Source organism: Croceibacterium soli, from assembly GCF_009828065.1.
Taxonomy (GTDB): domain Bacteria; phylum Pseudomonadota; class Alphaproteobacteria; order Sphingomonadales; family Sphingomonadaceae; genus Croceibacterium_B; species Croceibacterium_B soli.
Map to the genome: position 1 here is coordinate 386,253 of NZ_WTYK01000001.1, position 18,836 is coordinate 405,088.

At 67.6% G+C, this 18,836-nt stretch carries 17 protein-coding genes; 6 read left to right on the top strand and 11 right to left on the bottom strand.

Translation table 11 applies throughout. The features are described 5' to 3' along the window. Nucleotide 1: 1 nt before the first annotated feature. The 5 genes from GRI75_RS01885 to GRI75_RS01905 form a co-directional block, all read right to left on the bottom strand. On the bottom strand, nt 2-592 hold the full coding sequence (locus GRI75_RS01885; RefSeq protein WP_160745233.1) for a hypothetical protein: 591 nt from the start codon (nt 590-592) through the stop codon (nt 2-4). Between the two features lie 89 nt (nt 593-681). Further along, complete coding sequence (trxB, locus tag GRI75_RS01890; protein ID WP_160745234.1) at nt 682-1,659, bottom strand: thioredoxin-disulfide reductase; 978 nt, start codon at nt 1,657-1,659, stop codon at nt 682-684. A 65-nt stretch (nt 1,660-1,724) separates the two neighbouring features. After that, the gene (locus tag GRI75_RS01895; RefSeq protein WP_160745235.1) at nt 1,725-2,255 is read right to left on the bottom strand and encodes a MarR family winged helix-turn-helix transcriptional regulator; all 531 of its coding nucleotides are present in this window, start codon (nt 2,253-2,255) and stop codon (nt 1,725-1,727) included. A gap of 142 nt (nt 2,256-2,397) precedes the next feature. Next, complete coding sequence (locus GRI75_RS01900; RefSeq protein WP_160745236.1) at nt 2,398-2,925, bottom strand: copper resistance protein NlpE; 528 nt, start codon at nt 2,923-2,925, stop codon at nt 2,398-2,400. A 73-nt stretch (nt 2,926-2,998) separates the two neighbouring features. Further along, the gene (locus GRI75_RS01905) at nt 2,999-4,600 is read right to left on the bottom strand and encodes a carboxyl transferase domain-containing protein (RefSeq protein ID WP_160745237.1); all 1,602 of its coding nucleotides are present in this window, start codon (nt 4,598-4,600) and stop codon (nt 2,999-3,001) included. Between the two features lie 129 nt (nt 4,601-4,729). Between GRI75_RS01905 and GRI75_RS01910 the strand changes: the two genes are divergently transcribed. Then, the gene (locus tag GRI75_RS01910; RefSeq protein WP_202389528.1) at nt 4,730-5,371 is read left to right on the top strand and encodes a DUF1326 domain-containing protein; all 642 of its coding nucleotides are present in this window, start codon (nt 4,730-4,732) and stop codon (nt 5,369-5,371) included. Then, nucleotides 5,368-6,165, top strand: a complete 798-nt coding sequence (locus tag GRI75_RS01915; RefSeq protein ID WP_160745238.1) for a DUF2182 domain-containing protein — start codon at nt 5,368-5,370, stop codon at nt 6,163-6,165. Before GRI75_RS01910 ends, GRI75_RS01915 begins: the two co-directional genes overlap by 4 nt. Before the next feature lie 126 nt (nt 6,166-6,291). Here GRI75_RS01915 and GRI75_RS01920 read toward each other — a convergent pair whose 3' ends face one another. The 3 genes from GRI75_RS01920 to GRI75_RS01930 form a co-directional block, all read right to left on the bottom strand. Then, on the bottom strand, nt 6,292-7,338 hold the full coding sequence (locus GRI75_RS01920) for an alpha/beta hydrolase (protein WP_160745239.1): 1,047 nt from the start codon (nt 7,336-7,338) through the stop codon (nt 6,292-6,294). 83 nt (nt 7,339-7,421) lie between these two features. After that, nucleotides 7,422-8,429 (bottom strand): alpha/beta hydrolase, encoded by a 1,008-nt coding sequence (locus tag GRI75_RS01925; protein ID WP_160745240.1) that lies wholly within the window; start codon nt 8,427-8,429, stop codon nt 7,422-7,424. 10 nt (nt 8,430-8,439) lie between these two features. After that, the gene (locus tag GRI75_RS01930; RefSeq protein ID WP_160745241.1) at nt 8,440-9,600 is read right to left on the bottom strand and encodes an isovaleryl-CoA dehydrogenase; all 1,161 of its coding nucleotides are present in this window, start codon (nt 9,598-9,600) and stop codon (nt 8,440-8,442) included. A gap of 222 nt (nt 9,601-9,822) precedes the next feature. Between GRI75_RS01930 and GRI75_RS01935 the strand changes: the two genes are divergently transcribed. After that, nucleotides 9,823-11,259, top strand: a complete 1,437-nt coding sequence (locus tag GRI75_RS01935; protein WP_160745242.1) for a PAS domain-containing protein — start codon at nt 9,823-9,825, stop codon at nt 11,257-11,259. A gap of 9 nt (nt 11,260-11,268) precedes the next feature. Here GRI75_RS01935 and GRI75_RS01940 read toward each other — a convergent pair whose 3' ends face one another. Together GRI75_RS01940 and lgt are read right to left on the bottom strand one after the other, a co-directional pair. Continuing rightward, entirely contained in the window at nt 11,269-12,339 is a 1,071-nt protein-coding gene (locus GRI75_RS01940; protein WP_160745243.1) for a class I SAM-dependent methyltransferase, read from the bottom strand. Next, nucleotides 12,336-13,223 carry a prolipoprotein diacylglyceryl transferase gene (gene lgt, locus GRI75_RS01945; protein ID WP_160745244.1) on the bottom strand — a complete coding sequence of 296 codons (888 nt, stop codon included), beginning with the start codon at nt 13,221-13,223 and terminating at the stop codon, nt 12,336-12,338. Before lgt ends, GRI75_RS01940 begins: the two co-directional genes overlap by 4 nt. Before the next feature lie 107 nt (nt 13,224-13,330). Between lgt and GRI75_RS01950 the strand changes: the two genes are divergently transcribed. Both GRI75_RS01950 and GRI75_RS01955 read left to right on the top strand, forming a co-directional pair. Beyond that, on the top strand, nt 13,331-16,081 hold the full coding sequence (locus GRI75_RS01950) for a [protein-PII] uridylyltransferase (RefSeq protein ID WP_160745245.1): 2,751 nt from the start codon (nt 13,331-13,333) through the stop codon (nt 16,079-16,081). A gap of 236 nt (nt 16,082-16,317) precedes the next feature. Further along, nucleotides 16,318-17,364, top strand: a complete 1,047-nt coding sequence (locus tag GRI75_RS01955; protein ID WP_160745246.1) for a rod shape-determining protein — start codon at nt 16,318-16,320, stop codon at nt 17,362-17,364. A gap of 111 nt (nt 17,365-17,475) precedes the next feature. Here the strand turns inward: GRI75_RS01955 and GRI75_RS01960 are convergent, their stop codons facing one another. Further along, complete coding sequence (locus GRI75_RS01960) at nt 17,476-18,135, bottom strand: YggS family pyridoxal phosphate-dependent enzyme (RefSeq protein ID WP_160745247.1); 660 nt, start codon at nt 18,133-18,135, stop codon at nt 17,476-17,478. Here GRI75_RS01960 and GRI75_RS01965 point away from each other — a divergent pair. Beyond that, the gene (locus GRI75_RS01965) at nt 18,119-18,727 is read left to right on the top strand and encodes a thiamine phosphate synthase (protein ID WP_328597904.1); all 609 of its coding nucleotides are present in this window, start codon (nt 18,119-18,121) and stop codon (nt 18,725-18,727) included. The two genes, GRI75_RS01960 and GRI75_RS01965, sit on opposite strands and share 17 nt — an antisense overlap. Nucleotides 18,728-18,836 lie beyond the last annotated feature (109 nt).

The window sequence follows — 18,836 nt, forward strand, 5'->3', positions numbered from 1 at the left end:
ATCAAGCCGGCCGGGTCGTCGCGGCGCTCGTCACGGGGCGGGTGGAGCTATCGTCAGCAACGTCCCTCACGAGGTCGTCGAACAGCGCCTCGAAGTGGATCATCGCCTGGCGCAGGTCCTCGGTCGAGGCGTCGCCCCGCTCGTGCCGCGTGGTGATCTCGTGCCCTTCGCGGTAATGGCGGGCGACGTCGGCATGGCCGACGGTCAGGTCCTCGTACCGCCGGTCGAAATCGGCCATCGGAAAGCCGCGGGTCTTCATGACTTTCACCAGCAGCCGGTCGGCATGGTGGACGGCTTCGGTGGGGCTTTCGACGAAGACCGCCTTCACCTCCTGCCATTCGCCGGTGAACTGAGCGCGCTCCTGCGGGGCCAGCGGACGTATGTCGAGCCCGGCGACGCGGCGCTCGCGCTCTTCCAGTGCGGCCTCGGCCTTGCCGCGCCCGCCGGCGGATTCAACGGTACGGTCGTACTCGTCGCCGAAGTGCTCACGCAAGGCGCTGGTGCGGCGGCGTCGGAACATGAAGTAGAGAATCAGCGCGAGAACGATCACGACGCCGATCAGCAACCATACCGCGGGATCGACCTGTTCCATGGGAAACTCCTGCTCCTAGAGCCCCGCCCGCTCTGGATTGCAAACGCCGACCGGACCCCGCCGTTCCGGTCGGTGAGTGCAAAGAAGTGTTACTCCGCCGCCTGCGCCGCTTCGTGCCTGACGAACTCCAGCGTCGCCAGGAAGCGCTCCGCATCCAGCGCGGCCATGCAGCCCGTGCCGGCCGCGGTAACGGCCTGGCGATAAGTGTGGTCCATCACATCGCCGCAGGCGAACACGCCGGGGACGTTGGTCTTGGGCGTGCCCGGCTCGACTACCAGGTAACCGCTGTCGTCCATCTCCAGCTTGCCCTTGAACAGCTCGGTCGCCGGGGCGTGGCCGATGGCGACGAACGCGCCCTGGCAGGCGAATTCGCTTTCCTGGCCGCTGACGGTGTCGATCAGCTTCAGACCGGTCAGCCCGCCGCCCATCGGATCGCCGAGGAACTCGTCCACCCGCTGGTTCCACAGGACGCTGATCTTCGGGTGCGCGAACAGACGGTCCTGCAGGATCTTCTCGGCGCGCAAGTCGTCGCGGCGATGGATCAGGGTCACGTCGTCCGAGTGGTTGGTGAGGTAGAGCGCTTCCTCGACCGCGGTGTTGCCGCCGCCGATCACCGCCACCTTCTTGCCGCGGTAGAAGAACCCGTCGCAGGTCGCGCAAGCCGATACGCCCTTGCCCGAAAGGGTCTCCTCGCCCGGTACGCCGAGCCACTTGGCCTGCGCGCCCGTAGCGATGACCAGCACGTCGCCGACGTATTCGTCGCCGCTGTCGCCGCGCGCGCGGAACGGGGTGCCGCCGGCGATGTCGACGTCGACGATCGTGTCCCACATCATACGCGTGCCGACATGTTCGGCCTGGGCCTGCATCTCTTGCATCAGCCAGGGGCCCTGGATCACGTCGCGGAAGCCGGGGTAGTTCTCGACATCGGTGGTGATGGTCAGCTGGCCGCCGGGCTGCAGGCCCTGGACCACGATCGCCTGCATCCCGGCGCGCGCGCCATAGATCGCCGCCGAAAGGCCCGCGGGGCCCGAACCGATAATCAGCATGCGGGTGGTGTGAACGGCCATCCCAAGTCCCTCTAAGTTCCGTTTGCAGTTAAGTGATCACTCGGCACGCCGCGATCAAGGGTGCGTTATGCCCCGTCCCTCGCAGGCAGGCCCGTGTCGAGCTTGGCGAGCAGGCCGCCGAGGAACTCGTTGGTCTGTTCGATCATCTCCGGCGGCAAGCCTTCGACCAGCCGCGCGCGCAGCGCCTCGACCACTTCAAGGATGTCCGCCAGCGCCTTTTCGCCCGCCGGGGTTAGGCGCAGCTTGTTGGTCCGCCGGTCCGTCGGATCGGGCAGCCGCTCGACCAGCCCGTCCTTCTCGAGCGTGTCGAGCATCCGCGTCAGCGTCGGCCCTTCGATCCTGAGGCGCTTGGCGATATCCACCTGCGCGCTCAGCGGCGGCGAGGCTAGGATCGCGGACATCGCCTCCATCCGCGCGGAACTCTGGTCGATCCGGCGCAAGTGCTCGTCCAGCAGCGAACGCCAGCGCCGCGCCACCAGGACCAATTGCACCGTGAAACGAATTTCCGGCGTCATGCCGCCGGGGCTATAGGCTGCGAAGCTGCTCTCACCCTTGCTTTTGCGCGCCGGCTTGCGCGCCGTTGCCGTCGAAGTCATCGAACCATTTCCCGCCCTGATCGTGCGCGGGCACATGGCGACAGCCAGCCCCCGCTTCACCCGGTGTCCCTGCAGAAACCCTAGGGTGCTGGTTCCCGGGTGGCAATGCCTGGCGGCTTACGCGTGGGCACCTAGCCCCGGATCATTCGGCCGGCGCTTCGACCGGCTCGGCAGGCGTTGGTGCAGCCGCGGGGGAGGCTGTAGGGGAAGCCGTCGGGGAGGGCGAGACGGAAGCCGTCGGCCGGTCGGGTTCGCGCTTGTACTCGCCTTCGGCGGTGATTTCGCCGAACGGCGTGCTCTCGCTCGGCAACCGGTAGATCGCGCCGTTGCCGACGGAGAACCACGCCGGCCCGCCGTCGAAATCTTCCAGCCGGATGCGGCTGCCGTCCGGCAATTCGCTGTATGCGCCGGTGACGCTCGTACCGTCGGGCCGGATCAGCTCGTAAGTCTTGTCCGCGTTCAGCCGCAGGCGCGTGCGCCCGTCGCGCGAATAGACCCCGGGGTAATCGATCGTGGTCAGGGAATTGGCCGGGATCTCCGGCAGGTCGATCGTCACCGGGACTTCGTCCACGGCCATCGGCTCCGGCTCGACTTCGTCGACGGGCGTCGAATCGGCGCACGCGGCGAGCATGGCGAGTGGAGCGGCGGCGAGGACGATGAGGCTGCGCATGTGATTCTCCCTTGGTTCGTAGACAAACCGCCCGCGGGCGCACTGTTTCCGAGCGCCGGACCGGCTGTTGCGGTCACATCCTGAACACGCCGAAGCGCGGCGCATCCGGTATGGGCGCCTCCAGGCAGGCGGCGAGCGCCAGTCCCAGCACATCGCGGGTCTGCACGGGGTCGATCACTCCGTCGTCCCACAGCCGGGCGGTGGCGTAGTAGGGGCTGCCCTCGGTCTCGTACTTCTCCCGGATCGGAGCCTTGAACGCCTCGGCCTCCTGCTCGGACCAGCTTTCCGCATCGCGGTGAACGGTGGCGAGCACGCTGGCCGCCTGCTCGCCGCCCATCACGCTGATGCGGGCGTTGGGCCAGGTAAACAGGAAGCGCGGGGAATAGGCGCGGCCGCACATGCCGTAGTTGCCGGCGCCGAAGCTGCCGCCGATCACCACGGTGATCTTCGGCACTTGCGCGGTGGCGACGGCGGTGACCAGCTTGGCGCCGTGCTTGGCGATGCCTTCAGCCTCATACTTGCCGCCGACCATGAAGCCGGAGATGTTCTGCAGGAACAGCAGCGGGATGCCGCGCTGGCAGGCGAGCTCGATGAAATGCGCGCCCTTTACCGCGCTTTCGGAGAACAACACGCCGTTGTTGGCCAGGATCGCCACCGGCATGCCCCAGATGTGGGCGAAACCGCACACCAGCGTGCTGCCGTAATGGGCCTTGAACTCGTGGAATTCGCTGCCGTCGACCAGCCGTGCGATCACCTCGTGCACGTCGTACGGCGCCCGCACATCCTCCGGCACGATGGAGTAGAGCTCCTCGGCATCGAACTTCGGCGGGCGCGGCTCTCTCGTTTCGAGCTGCGCTCCGCCGCCCTTACCGAGGTGGCTGACGATGTCGCGCAGTATGCTCAGCGCATGTTCGTCGTTCTCCGCGAGATGGTCGACGACGCCGGACTTGCGGGCATGCAGGTCGCCGCCGCCGAGATCCTCGGCGCTGATCTCCTCCCCGGTCGCGGCTTTCACCAGCGGAGGCCCGGCCAGGAAGATCGTGCCCTGCTCGCGCACGATCACGCTCTCGTCGCTCATCGCGGGCACATAGGCGCCGCCGGCGGTACAACTGCCCATCACGCAGGCGATCTGCGGGATGCCCAGCGCGCTCATGTTCGCCTGGTTGTAGAAGATCCGCCCGAAGTGATCGCGGTCGGGGAAGACTTCCGCCTGGTGCGGCAGGTTGGCCCCGCCGCTGTCCACCAGGTAGAGGCTCGGCAGCCGGCTCTCCTGCGCGATCTCCTGCGCGCGGAGGTGCTTCTTGACCGTCAGCGGGTAGTAAGTGCCGCCCTTCACCGTGGCGTCGTTGGCCACGATCATGCACTGGCGGCCGGACACGCGGCCGATCCCGGCGATCACGCCGGCGCCCGGTACTTCACCGTCGTAGAGCCCGTTCGCCGCGAGTTGCCCGATCTCCAGGAACGGCGAGCCGGGATCGAGCAGCCGCTCGACCCGTTCCCGCGGCAGCAGCTTGCCGCGCGCGCTGTGCCGTTCGCGGCTCTTCTCGGGCCCGCCGAGCGCCGCCTCGGCGACTTTGGCCCGCAGCTCCTGCGCCAGCGCACGGTTGTGCGCCGCCCGCGCTTTGGCTTCGGGACTTCCCAGGTCGAGCTTGGAGGTAAGGACCGGCGCGCTCATGCCGGCACGGGGTAGCAACTGCGCCGGCCAAAGCAAATCGCCAATCCTCGCCGGGTCCTCGGGACTCCCGTGGCCTGGCCGGGTCTGCTATAATGGCGCCTGGGTCGCACCGGGCGAAAGCCAGGGGAGATGACTGTGACTTACTGGAAACTCAAAGGCCGAGAGCTGGCCAATTGCAATTGCGAGTACGGCTGCAACTGCCAGTTCGGCGGCCTGCCAGACAAAGGCGGCTGCCAGGCCGTTTTCGCGATGGACATCGATGAGGGCTTCCACGGCGATACCGACCTCTCGGGCCTGAAGATCGCCGCCGTGTTCCAGTGGCCCGGCCCGATCCACGAGGGCAAAGGCGAAGCCGTCGCCTTCGTCGATGAAAGGGCGAGCGAGGTGCAGCGCAACGCGCTCCTGACCATCATGACCGGCGGCGACACCGATCCGTTCGCTACCGTGTTCGCGGTCTTCGCCTCGACCGTCGAAAAGATGCACGACCCCTTGTTCGTGCCGATCGAGTTCGAAGCGGACGTGGAGGAGCGCCTCGGCCGGCTGCGCATTGCGGGCCATGTCGAGATGGACGGAATGCCGATCAAGAACGCGGTCAACGGCGCGCCGGTGCGGGCGCAGATCTGGCTTCCGGACGGGTTCGAGTACGAGGTGGCCGAGGTGGCCTCAGGCAGGAGCAGGTCGATCGCGCCGATGACAATCGAACACTCCGACAGCTACGCGCAGTTCGCCCACCTCCACCTGGACAGCCACGGGATCGTCCGCGCCCAATGACCCGGCCCCTGGATGCGGTGCTGAACCGCCAGCGCGCCATCACCGCGATCGCCCTGGCGGTGCTCACCGCGCTGGCATGGGCTTGGCTGCTGATGGGAGCAGGGATGGGTATGGAGGCCCGCGCCGACTTGCAGTTATTCCCGCGCGGCGCAGACGGCATGGCGATGGAGATGGGTGCTCCGGCCGGATGGTCCGCCGCGAAGATCTTGCTCGCCTTCTCGATGTGGTGGGTGATGATGGTCGGGATGATGCTGCCCGCCGCCGCGCCGGTGATCCTGCTCTACGCCCGGGTCACGGCAGGGGATGCCGAGGCGCAGCCGGCGACCGGCTCGTTCCTGGCCGGCTACCTAGCGGTGTGGGGCCTGTTCTCGCTCCTGGCGGCGGGTTCGCAGGCGGCGCTCGAAGGAATCGGCGTTCTCGAGCCGATGACGATGGGTTCGAGCGCCAGGTGGTTCTCCGCCGCCGTGCTGATCGCCGCCGGGCTCTACCAGCTCAGCCCGCTGAAGGACGCCTGCCTCTCGCGCTGCCGCAATCCGGCGGTGTTCCTCAGCCGCCACTATCGCACAGGCCGCAGCGGAGCATTCCGCCTTGGACTGCTGCACGGCGCCTACTGCGTCGGCTGCTGCTGGTTGCTGATGGCGCTGCTGTTCGTCGGCGGGGTGATGAACCTCGCTTGGATCGCGCTGCTCACCCTGTTGGTCGCGGCCGAGAAGCTGCTGCCGGGCGGCCGCCGCGTGGCATTCGCGGCGGGCCTGGTGTTCGTCGCCTGGGGAACGGCGGTCGCCCTCGCCTGAGTTCGCTCCACATCCGTTCGTGGTGAGCTTGTCGAACCACGAGATGGGGTGCCCGATCGTCCTTCGACAGGCTCAGGACGAACGGATCAAGGTTAGTTGGAAGCGCCTCGGGGCGAAAGGGGGTGCCTACCTGCCCTGCATGTCCAGGTGCCGGGCGAAGAACGGCAGCACCACGTTTGCGAACCGCTCGCCGATCTTGTTCACGTGATCGCCGTCGTAGATCGCCCATTCGTGGGCGATGCCGAACTTGTCGAGCTCCTGGTGGATCAGCGTGTCGTCGGTGACCAGCCCGTCCTTGTCGCCCACGTCCAACCCGATCCCGTCGAAGCTCTTCAGAGCGCCGACGTGGCTGGCGACCATCGCCAGCGGCGAGTTGTTGGCCCACTTGGCGATCACCAGCGGATCGATCGAATCTTCGTCAGTAAGCGGGAAATCGACGTAGTAGGGCGCCTTGTTCGGGTTCGGCGCCCAGGCCACTGCGGATGCGAGGCCGGCGCGCATGCCGAAGCCGGCCTTGTCCACGTTCTCGATCGGCACAGCGGCCATCGCCTTGGCGGATTCGACCGTCTCGGTCCGCGGGCTCACGCAGCAGGCGCTCTGCGCCCAAATTGAGTCGAACACCTCGGGGTAGGTCATCGCGACCACCCAGGTGCCGTAGCCGCCCATCGAATGGCCGGCGAGGCCGCGCCCTTCGCGCGTGGCGATCGTGCGGTAGTTGCTGTCGATGAACTCGACGAGGTCTTTCGCTATGAAGTTGCGGAAGTCCCCGGTCGTCACCGATGACGAGTACATCGAGCCGCCCATCTTGGTCAGCGTATCCGGTACTACCACGATGAACTCGTTGCCCGCCGCGGCATTGGCGGCGACGGCGGTCGGCACCTGCATGTAGTCGTAGAAGTCGCGCCCGGAAATGGCGAACCCGTGCAGGTAGTAGACCACGGGGAAGCGCCGGCCGGGATCCTTGCCGTAGCTCGGCGGCAGAACGACCAGGGCCTCGCGCGTCGTGGCGTTGCCCTCGAGATTGCCGACGAGCGAGGGCCCGGGCACCTGGACGGCCTGGACCGTAATGTTCTCCGGCACCACCGCGTCGGGCGCAGTGATGTTCTGCGCCGCCGCGGGGGCGGCGGCAAGCGCCAGCGCCGCGGCGGCCGACGCGATCAGCATTTTCAGCATTCCAAGCCTCTCTTCATCCAAACCCGGTTACCGGCTGCCCGAGAGAATAGTTCATGGCAACAACTATTCCGATCGGGTGACGGTTACCGGTCCAGGTGCTTGCCGAAGAACGGGAGCACTTCGGTGCGGATACGCTCGGCAATGCGGTTGCCGTGATCGCCTTCGTAGAGCTCGAAATCGTACTTCACGCCGAACCGGTCGAGCTCTTCGCGGAACAGGCGGTTGCCTTCGAGCAGGAAGTCCTTGTCGCCGATCTCCATCGCGAACGCCTCGAGCGAATTCAGCGCGGGAAGGTACTGCGGCAGCAGGACCAGCGGCGAATTGGCGGCAATTCGGTAGTTCACCAGCGGATCGAGCGTGCCGTCCGCCCGCAGGCCGGTGTCGGCCTTCAGGAAGCCTTCGCCCTTCGGGTCGGGCGACCAGGTCGCCAGCGTCGAGACCGGGGCAAGTTCGCCGAACTCCGCCTTGGCGATGTCCGCTTCGGTCATCGCTTCGATCTGGGCCGCCGTCGCGGCGTCCAGCGGCATCGGATCCAGACAGCAGGCGCTCATCATGTAGATGCTGGAGAACGTCTCCGGGTGCTTCATCGCCAGCCGGATGGTGCCGTATCCGCCCATCGAGTGGCCGGCGAGGCCGCGCGAAGCCCGCTCCGGAATGGTCCGCAGATTGGCGTCGACCCAGGCGACCAGGTCCTTGGCCACGAAGCTCTCGTAGTCGCCGACCGTGGGCGAGCTGGAGTAGAACCCTCCGCGCAGCTTGGAGAAGCCGTCCGGCATGACCATGATCACTTCGTTGCCGGCTTCGGCGGCGGCCTGCACCGCCTCGTGGATGCGGAAGCCCTGCTGCTGCGCCTCCAGCGGCGCCCAGTATCCGTGCAGGAAGTAGACCACCGGATAGCGCTTCTCCGGGTTCTCGTCGTACCCCGGCGGCGTCACCACGTAGACGCCGCGCATGTGGTCGTTGCCTTCCAGGTTGCCCTCGATCGACGGGCTGTGGATGGTCTTCAACTCGATCCGCGCCGTGTCCTGCGCGGCCGCCGGCATCGTCGCCAGCACGGCTGCGGCGACCGCTATTCCTGCACTTTTCAGCATCCCTGTCCCCTCAAACGCCGATTAGCTCCCTACCGATCAGCATTCGCCTGATCTCGTTGGTTCCGGCGCCGATGTCCAGCAGCTTGGCGTCGCGCAGGTAGCGTTCGACCGGCCAGTCGGTGGTGTAGCCCGCGCCGCCGAGCGCCTGGATCGCCTCCCCCGCCACGCGGAAAGCATTCTCGCTCGCCAGCAGGATTGCGCCGGCCGCATCGAAGCGCGTCGTCTGGCCGCGGTCGCAGGCCCTGGCCACGGCGTAAGTGTAGGCGCGCGCCGATTGCAGCGCGACGTACATGTCGGCGACCTTGGCTTGCATCAGCTGAAAGCCGCCGATCGGCCTGCCGAACTGCTCGCGCTCACGGACATAAGGGATCACGGTGTCGAGGCACGCCTGCATGATGCCGAGCTGGACCCCGGCGAGCACCGCGCGCTCGTAATCCAGGCCGCTCATCAGCACTTTCACGCCCTGGCCGACGGCGCCGAGCACGTTTTCCTCCGGCACGTGGCAATCCTCGAACACCAGTTCGCTCGTCGGCGAACCGCGCATGCCCAGCTTGCCGATCTTCTGCGCCGGCCTGAACCCCTCGAAGCCCTTTTCGATCAGGAACGCGGTGATGCCCTTCGATCCTGCCGCAGGATCCGTCTTGCCGTAGACCACCAGTACTTCGGCCTCGTGACCGTTGGTGATCCAGAACTTGCTGCCGTTGAGCACATAGCCGCCTTGCACCGCGTCGGCCTTCAGCTTCATCGAGACGACGTCCGACCCAGCAGCGGGTTCGCTCATGGCCAGCGCGCCGACATGCTCGCCTGAAATCAGCGCCGGCAGGTACTTCGCCTTCTGCTCGGCCGTACCCCAGCGGGCGATCTGGTTGATGCAGAGGTTGGAATGGGCGCCGTAGCTGAGCCCGACCGAGGCGCTCGCGCGGCTGACTTCCTCGATCGCCAGGACATGCTCCAGGTAGCCAAGGCCGAGCCCTCCGTCAGCCTCGCTTACGGTGATGCCGTGCAGGCCCAGTTCGCCCATCTCGGTCCACAGTTCGCGCGGGAAGCGGTCCTGGCGGTCGATCTCCTCCGCCAGGGGAGCGATACGTTCGTCGGCGAAGCGGGCGACGCTTTCGCGGATCATCCCTGCCTCGTCGCCAAGGCCGAAATCGAAGTCGGGTGTCGCGCGCATGGAAGCCTCCCTCTCCGCCCCTGCATAGCAATCGCGCCGCGCGCGGCAAACCGGTTACAGATGAAAGTCTTAAGCCGGCTTCGGGTGAGCGGTTTTTCTTCCCATTGACGCGATGTCTCGTTATTTCCTGAAGGGTTAGGGACGCTTGTGGGAAATCGAAGCATCATTCAACGGCCGTCCGCGCCGTCTGGCCCGCCTGACCACCCGGCGGCCCCCGAGCAATTGGAGATCGTCGCAAGCTATGCGACCGACGAGCTCGAAGGCGACGCCGAACTGGCCGCGATCGCTCGCTTCGCCGCTCATCTGTGCGAAACTCGCGTAGCCGGCATCACCGTGGCCGGACGCCAGAGCGATCGCTTCCTCGTCCACCATGGCTCGACGCTGCGCAAGGTCTCCCGGAACGTCGCCTTCAGCTCCTTCGCGATGGAGGGGCACGAGCTGATGCAGGTGTTCGACGCCGCGGAAGAGCCGCGCTTCGCCAACAACCCGAACGTGCTGGGGCCTCCGCACATCCGCTTCTTCGCCGGCCAGCCCCTGATCTCGCCCGAAGGCGTGGCCTTCGGCGCCCTGTCCGTCATCGACGACAAGCCTCGGCCCGAGGGACTTACAGACCTGCAGCGCGAAGGGCTGGCGGTGCTGGCCGAATCCGTGATGCTGCGCCTGTCGGGGCACCGCAAGCAACTCGCCCTCCAGCGCGAAGCCGAAGGGCGCGAGCAGGAACTGCGCACGCTGATCGATTCGATCCCGGCGATCGCCTGGTCGGCCACCCCCGACGGCGAGTTCGAGTACTTCAACAAGCGCATGATCGATTTCACCGGGGGCGCGGACAACAAGGACGGCGCCGCTTTCCACCCCGACGACGTGCAGAAAATCCGCGACTTGTGGCAGAAGAGCCTGAAGACGGGCCAGGTCTACGAGATCGAACACCGCTTGTGCCGCCACGACGGTGAATACCGCTGGATGATGGCTCGCGCCGTGCCCTTGCGTGACCCGGAGGGCAACATCGTCCGCTGGTTCGGCACGGCGGTGGACATTCACGACATCTATGCCGCCTCCGAAGGCCGCGACCTCCTGGCCAAGGAGCTGTCGCACCGGATCAAGAACATCTTCGCGGTCATTGCCGGGCTGGTCTCGCTGACCGCGCGCAAGCGCCCGGAGCTCAAGGAGTTCGCCGAGGAATTGGGCGCGGTGATCCGTGCCCTGGGCCGGGCGCACGATTTCGTGCGGCCGGTGGACAGCGCCGCGCGGGACAACCTCCACGGCCTGCTGGGCGAGCTGTTCGCGCCGTACGGGGTGGACGAAGGCGCCCGCGTGCAGGTGGAAGGCGCCGACATGGCGATCTCCTCCCGCGCCGCGACGCCGCTGGCGCTGGTGTTCCACGAACTCGCCACGAACTCCGCCAAGTACGGCGCCCTGGCCAAGGCCGACGGCCGTGTGAAGCTGGAGCTGAGCGAGCTTGGAAACCGGCTGCGGATGCGCTGGAGCGAACGGGGCGGGAAGTCACCGGCCAGGAACGCGCAGCTCAAGGAAGGGTTCGGTTCGCGGCTGGTCGACATGAGCATCACCGGCCAGCTCGGCGGTTCGTGGGAACGGCGCTTCGAAGAAGACGGCCTCGTGGTCGAGATAACGGTGCCCAGGTCCGCGATAACCGGGGCCTGACCGGCCGTCCTACCCCGCGAAGCCTGCACCGTCCGGCCAGGACGGCGCGGCGAGCCCCATGACCTGGAACAGCTCCCCCATCTCCGCGGGGTCGATCAGCCGGTCCCGCGCCCGCTGAAGCGCTTCGCGGTGCTGCGGAGCAGCGGCGCTCAGCGTCTCGGTGCGGGCCTCGATGCCGAGCGCACGCAGCCAGTCGCCTTGCCCCACCGTCCCAAGCCAGCGGCAATCCCGCGACTGCGCGATCCGGGCGAGCGTGGCGAAATCGACATGGGCCGTCAGGTCGGCCTCGCCGGGTGCTTCGAACGGATCGACCTTCCGGTGGGCGCGCACGGCCTGGAAGGTCGATCCGGTGCGCTCTTCGGCATGGCCATAGTCGATGAACAGCGCGGCCCCGCCTTGCCGGGCCAGCCGCCCGGCGACTTCGTAGAGCACGCTCGCCGCGGCCGGGGATGTCTCGATCAGCGTGCCTTCGGGCGCATCCCGGCGCGCCTCCGGCACGGCAGCGTCCATCGGCTGCGCGCCCGGGAGGCAGACGAACCGCTCCCCCTCGGTTGTCACCATCACCTCGCGCCAGCCTTCGCGGGTGCGGATCAGCTGCCGCACCGGCAGGGCATCGAGGAACTCGTTGGCCACGAGCAGGATCGGTCCCTGCATCGGCACGCTGGAGAGATCAGCGTGGAACACCGCTTGGGGTACGGCCTGGAGCTGCAGTTGCTTCAGCGTGGTCGAGGTTTCTACCAGGTGCACCCGCGGCTCCAGCCCGGGATGCTTCATCGCCCGCAGAGCGTCGCGAGCCAGCGTCCCGCGGCCGGGCCCGAGTTCCACGTAGTGGATCGGCTCCGGCCGGCCGGCGCGCATCCATATGTCGGCCAGCCAAAGACCGATCAGTTCGCCGAACATCTGGCTGATCTCGGGCGCGGTGATGAAATCGCCGCCCGCGCCCAGCGGGTCGGCCCTGGAATAGTACCGGGCGTTGGACTCGGCCATGTAGTGCGAAAGGCTGATCGGACCGGTGCTCGAGATCAGCCGGCGGAACGTGTCGGCGAGGCTGCCTTCCGGGAAGGTCCGGTCGTCGTTCATGCCGCGGCGGGCTTGGTCCCGCCGGCGAGCGGCGGGCGCCGCAGCGCCCACAGGGCCACGCCGATGCCGGCCAGGATCAGCGGAATCGACAGCCACTGGCCCATGCTGAGCCCGGTGCGCATGGCGAACTCGGCCAGCTGCGCGTCGGGCTCGCGGTAGAACTCGGCGATGAAGCGCGCGGCGCCGATCAGGGCGGTGAACACCGCGACCAGCAGGCCGGGGCGGAACCGCGCCCGCGTCTTCCAGAACAGCGGCAGCATGATCGCGATGACCAGGGCACCCTCCAGCGCCGCTTGGTAGAGTTGGCTGGGGTGACGCGCCAGGCCGAGCGGATCGCCCGGGAAGATCATTGCCCAGGACACGCCTTCTGCGGCCGGGCGGCCCCACAGCTCGCCGTTGATGAAGTTGGCCAGCCGCCCGAGCAGCATGCCAAAGCCGACGTTGACCGCGATATAGTCGCACAGGCGGATGAACGAGAGCTCGGCGCGCCAGGCGACCCAGGCGATCGCCGCGACCACGCCGAGCACGCCGCCGTGGAAGCTCATGCCGCCGTCCCACAGCCGCAGCAGGTCCCAGCTGACGAACTCGCTCTCGGTCCAGCCGAGCCACAGCTCCGGATTGTAGAACGCGGCATAGCCGAGCCGCCCGCCGATGATGACGCCCAGCGTGCAGTAGAAGAACAGGTCGTCGACATGCCGCTGGGCCATCGGGCTGCCGGGCGCCTTGACCATCTTGGACAAGTGCCACCACGCGAGCACGATGCCGAGGAGATAGGCCAGCGAGTAGTAGCGCAGGGTGAAGAAGCCGAGCTCGATCCCCGGCGAAAGGCCCAGATCCTCCCAACGGATCGGCTGGCTGGCAGTCGCGGCGAGAATGTCGAACATGCGTTGAAAATCCCCTGCAAATCCCGCGTGCTTTGGCACAGCCCGGCGGCCGGCGAAAGGGCCGGGCGGATTGCATGGCGGCGGGTTGTCTCTATGTCGGGAAGGCAATGATCAGCATACCCAACCAGCGCGCGGTGATCGACCGCCGCAAGCTCGCCGCGGATATCGCCGCCGCGGTGGCTGACAACGGCGCGCGCAAGGCCCGGCCGCAAGTGGTCGAGCTGCTGCGCACCGCGCTTGAACGCGGCCGGAGCGAGCTGGCCCGTCGGCTGCTGGAGGCGCCCAGCGCCGGCCACGCCTGCGTGAACGGCCAGGCTTTCCTGATCGACCAGCTCATTCGGGTGATGCACGACCACGTGATCGCCGATCTCTATCCGGCCCCGAACCGCTCCTCCGGAGAACGGCTGACGCTGATCGCCGTCGGCGGCTACGGCCGGGGCGAGATGGCGCCGCATTCGGACGTCGACATCGCCTTCATCACCCCGGGCAAGAACACACCGTGGTGCGAGCAGGTGATCGAAGCGCTGCTCTACTACATGTGGGATCTCGGCCTGAAGGTCGGCCACTCCAGCCGATCGCTGGACGAGATGGTCCGCATGGCGAGGCAGGACCTGACGATCCGCACGGCGATCCTGGAGGGCCGCTACCTCTGGGGCGACCAGGCGCTCTACGACCAGACCAGCCGCCGCTTTTGGGGTGAAGTCGTGCCCGGCAGCGAAGCGCGCTTCGTCGCCGAAAAGCTCGTCGAGCGGAACGAGCGGCACAAGCGGATGGGCGACAGCCGCTATGTCGTGGAACCCAACATCAAGGACGGCAAGGGCGGGTTGCGCGACCTGCAGACGCTCTACTGGATCGGCAAGTACATCCACCGCGTGCGCAGCGCCGCCGAGCTGGTCGACGTGGGGCTCCTGACCACGCGCGAGTACCGCACGTTCCGGCGGGCGGAAAACTTCCTGCTGGCGGTCCGCTGTCACCTGCACATGATCACCAAGCGCGCCGAGGACCGGCTGACCTTCGACTTGCAGCGTGAAGTCGCTGCCCGGATGCAGTTCGCCGAGCGCACCGGCAAGAGCGCCGTCGAGCGCTTCATGCAGTACTATTTCCTCCAGGCGCGCCACGTCGGCCACCTGACCGGCGTGTTCCTGGCCCACATCGACGAGGAGATGGCAGGCAAGAAGAAGGCCCGCGGCCTGCTGGCGAGCTTCCGTCCGCGGGCGCGCAGCCTGAAGGGCTACAAAGTGTTCGGCGGCAAGATCGCCGCGCCTTCGGACGACTGGTTCCAGAAGGACCCGGCGCGACTGATCGAGGTGTTCCAGCTGGCCGAGGAGCACCGCTACGAGGTCCACCCCGAGACCATGCGTATGGCCGCGCGCGACGTGAAGGCGATCGACGCGAAAGTACGCGAGGACCCCCGCGCCAATGCGCTGTTCCTGCAGATCCTGACCGGGCGCAACGATCCGGAGACCGTCCTGCGCTGGATGAACGAAGCCGGGGTATTCGGGAGATTCGTGCCCGATTTCGGCAAAGTCGGCGCACAGATGCAGTTCGACATGTACCACCACTACACGGTCGACGAGCACACCATCCGCGCGATCGGGCTGCTCGCCAAGATCGAGCGCGGCGAGCTCAAGGACGATCATCCGCTGTCGAGCGAGATCATCCCGCAGCTCGCCAGCCGCCGGGTGCTCTACATCGCCACGCTGCTGCACGACATCGCTAAAGGGCGCGGCGGAGACCACTCGGTGCTCGGGGCGGAGATCGCGCTGGAGCTGTGCCCGCGCCTGGGGCTGCGGGAGGAAGAGACCGAGCTGGTCAGCTGGCTCGTGCGCTATCACCTGCTGATGAGCGCTACCGCGTTCAAGCGCGACCTTTCCGATCCCAAGACGATCCACGACTTCGTCGGCGAGGTGCAGAGCCTCGAGCGGCTGCGGCAACTGCTGGTGCTGACCGTCGTCGACATCCGCGCCGTCGGCCCCGGCATCTGGAACAGCTGGAAGCGGCAACTGCTGTCGGACCTCTACGAGTTGGCCGAAGAGCAGCTGCGCCTGGGACACAAGCGCCGCGGCCGGGCGGAGCGGATCGCGGCGAAGAAGCAGCGCGTGGCGGAGATGCTCGGGAGCGACGCGCACTTCATCGACGCGCTCGACGACCGGTTCGACGATGCCTACTGGATCGCCGAGCCGGAGGATATCATCGCGCTCAACCTGCCGCACTACGCGAAGGCCAAGCAGCTCGAGGACCAGCTCTCGATCCACGCGCATTACTACCCGGCGCGCGGCGCGACGCTGGTGACGGTGATCGGGGACGACCACCCAGGCCTGTTCTACCGCATCGCCGGCGCGATCCACCTGGCCGGCGGCAACATCATCGACGCGCGGATCCACACCACGCGCGTCGGCAAGGCGGTCGACAACTTCCTCGTGCAGGACCCGCTCGGCAAGCCGTTCAGCGAGGAGACCCAGCTCGCCCGGCTGAAGACCGCGATCGAGGATGCGCTCGCCGGGAAGATCGAGCTGGTGCCGCAACTGGCCAAGCGCCCGCTCCCGCGCGCCCGCGCCGCCAGCTTCGAGGTCCGCCCGCGCGTGGAGTTCGACAACAAGGCTTCGGGCCGCTTCACGGTGATCGAAGTCGGTGCCCGCGACCGCCCGGCGCTGCTCAACCGGCTCGCCCGCGCGCTGTTCGAAAACCAGGTCATGATCAATTCGGCGCACATCACCAACTATGGCGAGCGCGCGGTGGACACGTTCTACGTCACCGACCTGCTCGGCGGCAAGATCGTCAGCCCCGACCGACTCCGCCGGATCGAGACTGCTCTGCTGCGCGCGGCGAGCGACCAGTTCGCTGCCGAAGCGGCTTGACGTCGTCCCGGGCTCGACCCGGGACTGCTGGCCAGGTTACGCGACTCTGCTGGCCTGTACCGAGGGGCCAGCGGTCCCGGATCAGGTCCGGGACGACGAATACCTTCGGCTCGGCGCCAAGGAGCCACCGCGCGTCGATATGTCTCGCCGCCGGCCATACGGTTAATCTAGGCGACAGGAACGCGCACCAATCGCGGCACATGCGCATCCGCGCAGGGGTAGGACGGATCAAATTCATGTCATTTATGGGATTTTTCCCTTTCAGGGCGGCGGATATCGCCATCGATCTCGGCACGGCCAACACGGTCGTGTTTCTCAAGGGTCACGGTATCGTGCTGGCCGAACCGTCGGTCGTCACGCTGGAGACGGTCGCGGGCGTACGCCGCGTGCGCGCGGTGGGTGACGACGCCAAGCTAATGCTCGGCAAGACGCCCGACAACGTCGTCACGGTCCGGCCGCTGCGCCACGGCGTCATCGCGGACCTCGATATCGCCGAGGAGATGATCAAGCACTTCATCGCCAAAGCGAAGGCGAATGCCGGCGTGCGCCTGCGCGGCAGCCCGGAGATCGTGCTGTGCGTGCCCTCCGGCTCGACGGTGGTCGAACGCCGTGCGATCCGCGATGCGGCGTCGAACGCCGGCGCGCGGAAAGTCTGGCTGATCGACGAGCCGATGGCAGCCGCGATCGGCGCCAACTTGCCGGTGACGCGCCCGATCGGATCGATGGTCGTCGACATCGGCGGCGGATCGACCGAAGTGGGCGTGCTTTCGGTCGGCGGGCTGGCGGTGACTTTGTCGCTGCGGGTCGGCGGCGACCAGATGGACGAGGCGATCGGCGCGCATGTGCGGCGCAACCATAACCTGGTGATCGGCGAAGCCACGGCGGAGCGGATCAAGCTGGAGATCGGCGCGGCGACAGTCGAAGAGGGGCAGGAGCCCCGCATGGCGCGGGTCCGCGGCCGCGACGTCGTCCGCGGCGTACCGACCGAGAAGCAGATCAGCCAGGAAGAGATCGTCGACGCGCTGTCGGAGACGGTCGGCAACATCGTCGAAGGCGTGCGCACCGCGCTCGAAGCGACGGCGCCCGAGATCGCCGCCGACATTATCGAGGGCGGCATCGTCATGACTGGCGGCGGGTGCCTGCTTTCGGGGTTGGACACGGTGCTGGCCGAAGCGACCGGCCTGCCGGTGGTCCGCGCCGACGATCCGCTGAACTGCGTGGCCCGCGGCGCCGGCCGCGCGCTCGAGGATCTCGAATACCGCGGTGTCCTGCACGCGGTCTGAAACATCCGTCGTCCCGGGCTTGACCCGGGACCGCTGGCCGCCAAGCTCCAAGCCTGAAGCGTCCCACCGGGCGGGCAGCGGTCCCGGATCAGGTCCGGGACGACGGGGTGGTTACCGCTCCCCGAAGAGCGCAGTGCCCAGGCGCACGTGCGTGGCGCCAAGCATGATCGCGGTCTCGAAATCCCCGCTCATGCCCATGCTGCGCCCCGGGAGCCCGTGGTCGCGGGCGAGCTTGTCCAGCAGGGCGAAGAACGGCGCTGCTTCGATCCCGAGCGGGGGGACGCACATTAAGCCGACGACCGGCACCTGCGCCTCGCGCGCCTGCTGCAGAAGGCCAGGCAGGTCGGGAACGGCGTAGCCGCCTTTCTGCGGCTCCTCGCCGACGTCGACCTGGATGAAGCACGGCACCTGCCGCCCTGCCTTGTCCATTTCCCTGGCCAGCGCCGAGAGCAGGCTCGGCCGGTCGAGCGAGTGGATGCAGTCGAACAGCGCGACCGCTTCGGCCGCCTTGTTCGATTGCAGCCGCCCGACGAGGTGCAGCTCGGCATCGGGCCAGCGCTCGCGCAGGGCCGGCCACTTGGCCCCAGCTTCCTGCACGCGGTTCTCGCCGAACACGCGGCAGCCGGCCTGGAGCAGCGGTTCGATAGCCTCTACGGCATGAGTCTTGCTGACTGCGACGAGCGTCACGTCTTCCAGCTTGCGCCCGGCTATGCCGCAGGCATGGGCGATCCGGTCGTTGATCTCGGCGAAGCGGGTGGCTGCACTGTCCATGCGGCTGCGCTATAGCGCCGGGATGCCGTTGCGCCAGACCTGTCCTGAGCCCGGCCGGGCGGCCATCCCCAGGCTGTGGCTCCTGTCCGATGCGCGCAACGATGCCGGGCTGGAAGACGCGCTGCGCCGCCTGCCATCGGGCTCCGGCTTCGTCTTCCGCCACTATCATTTGACGCTGGACACCCGGCGCGAACGCTTCGATGCCCTGGCGGAACTTTGCCGCGCGCAAGGCCATCTCCTGATCCTGTCGGGCGACGCGGCGACGGCGCAGGCGTGGGGGGCCGACGGTATCTACAGTGCTCCTGGTGCACTTGAGAAACGCGAGGGTCTTCTACGCCTCGCCACCGCCCACGATGCGCACGAGATTGACCTGGCCAATCAGGCCGGAGCGGATGCGGTCTTCCTCTCCCCTGTCTTCCCGACGCGTTCGCATCCCGACAGTCGCTGCCTCGGCAAGGACGAATTCCTCCTGCTCGCCGCGCGGGCGCAGTGCCCCGTCATTGCGCTGGGAGGGATGACGGCGGAGCGCGCGGCGGAACTTGGCTGGGACCGCTGGGGCGCCATCGACGGGCTCACGTCGTCCCGGACTTGATCCGGGACCGCTGGCCGAACAGTGACACCTGGCCGCCAGCGGTCCCGGGTCAGGCCCGGGACGACGGCTTCGCGACGCCTGTTCTTGACGGCGAGTCCCGCGGCAGCGA

Excerpts from the sequence above, each read along its gene's own strand:
- GRI75_RS01940 (WP_160745243.1), bottom strand. The coding sequence starts at position 12,339 with ATGAACGACGACCGGACCTTCCCGGAAGGCAGCCTCGCCGACACGTTC.
- GRI75_RS01910 (WP_202389528.1), top strand. The coding sequence starts at position 4,730 with ATGACTGTGACTTACTGGAAACTCAAAGGCCGAGAGCTGGCCAATTGC.
- trxB (WP_160745234.1), bottom strand. The coding sequence starts at position 1,659 with ATGGCCGTTCACACCACCCGCATGCTGATTATCGGTTCGGGCCCCGCG.
- GRI75_RS01900 (WP_160745236.1), bottom strand. The coding sequence starts at position 2,925 with ATGCGCAGCCTCATCGTCCTCGCCGCCGCTCCACTCGCCATGCTCGCC.
- GRI75_RS01930 (WP_160745241.1), bottom strand. The coding sequence starts at position 9,600 with ATGCGCGCGACACCCGACTTCGATTTCGGCCTTGGCGACGAGGCAGGG.
- GRI75_RS01960 (WP_160745247.1), bottom strand. The coding sequence starts at position 18,135 with ATGGACAGTGCAGCCACCCGCTTCGCCGAGATCAACGACCGGATCGCC.
- GRI75_RS01895 (WP_160745235.1), bottom strand. The coding sequence starts at position 2,255 with ATGACTTCGACGGCAACGGCGCGCAAGCCGGCGCGCAAAAGCAAGGGT.
- GRI75_RS01920 (WP_160745239.1), bottom strand. The coding sequence starts at position 7,338 with ATGCTGAAAATGCTGATCGCGTCGGCCGCCGCGGCGCTGGCGCTTGCC.
- GRI75_RS01950 (WP_160745245.1), top strand. The coding sequence starts at position 13,331 with ATGATCAGCATACCCAACCAGCGCGCGGTGATCGACCGCCGCAAGCTC.
- GRI75_RS01915 (WP_160745238.1), top strand. The coding sequence starts at position 5,368 with ATGACCCGGCCCCTGGATGCGGTGCTGAACCGCCAGCGCGCCATCACC.
- GRI75_RS01925 (WP_160745240.1), bottom strand. The coding sequence starts at position 8,429 with ATGCTGAAAAGTGCAGGAATAGCGGTCGCCGCAGCCGTGCTGGCGACG.
- GRI75_RS01955 (WP_160745246.1), top strand. The coding sequence starts at position 16,318 with ATGTCATTTATGGGATTTTTCCCTTTCAGGGCGGCGGATATCGCCATC.
- GRI75_RS01905 (WP_160745237.1), bottom strand. The coding sequence starts at position 4,600 with ATGAGCGCGCCGGTCCTTACCTCCAAGCTCGACCTGGGAAGTCCCGAA.
- GRI75_RS01885 (WP_160745233.1), bottom strand. The coding sequence starts at position 592 with ATGGAACAGGTCGATCCCGCGGTATGGTTGCTGATCGGCGTCGTGATC.
- lgt (WP_160745244.1), bottom strand. The coding sequence starts at position 13,223 with ATGTTCGACATTCTCGCCGCGACTGCCAGCCAGCCGATCCGTTGGGAG.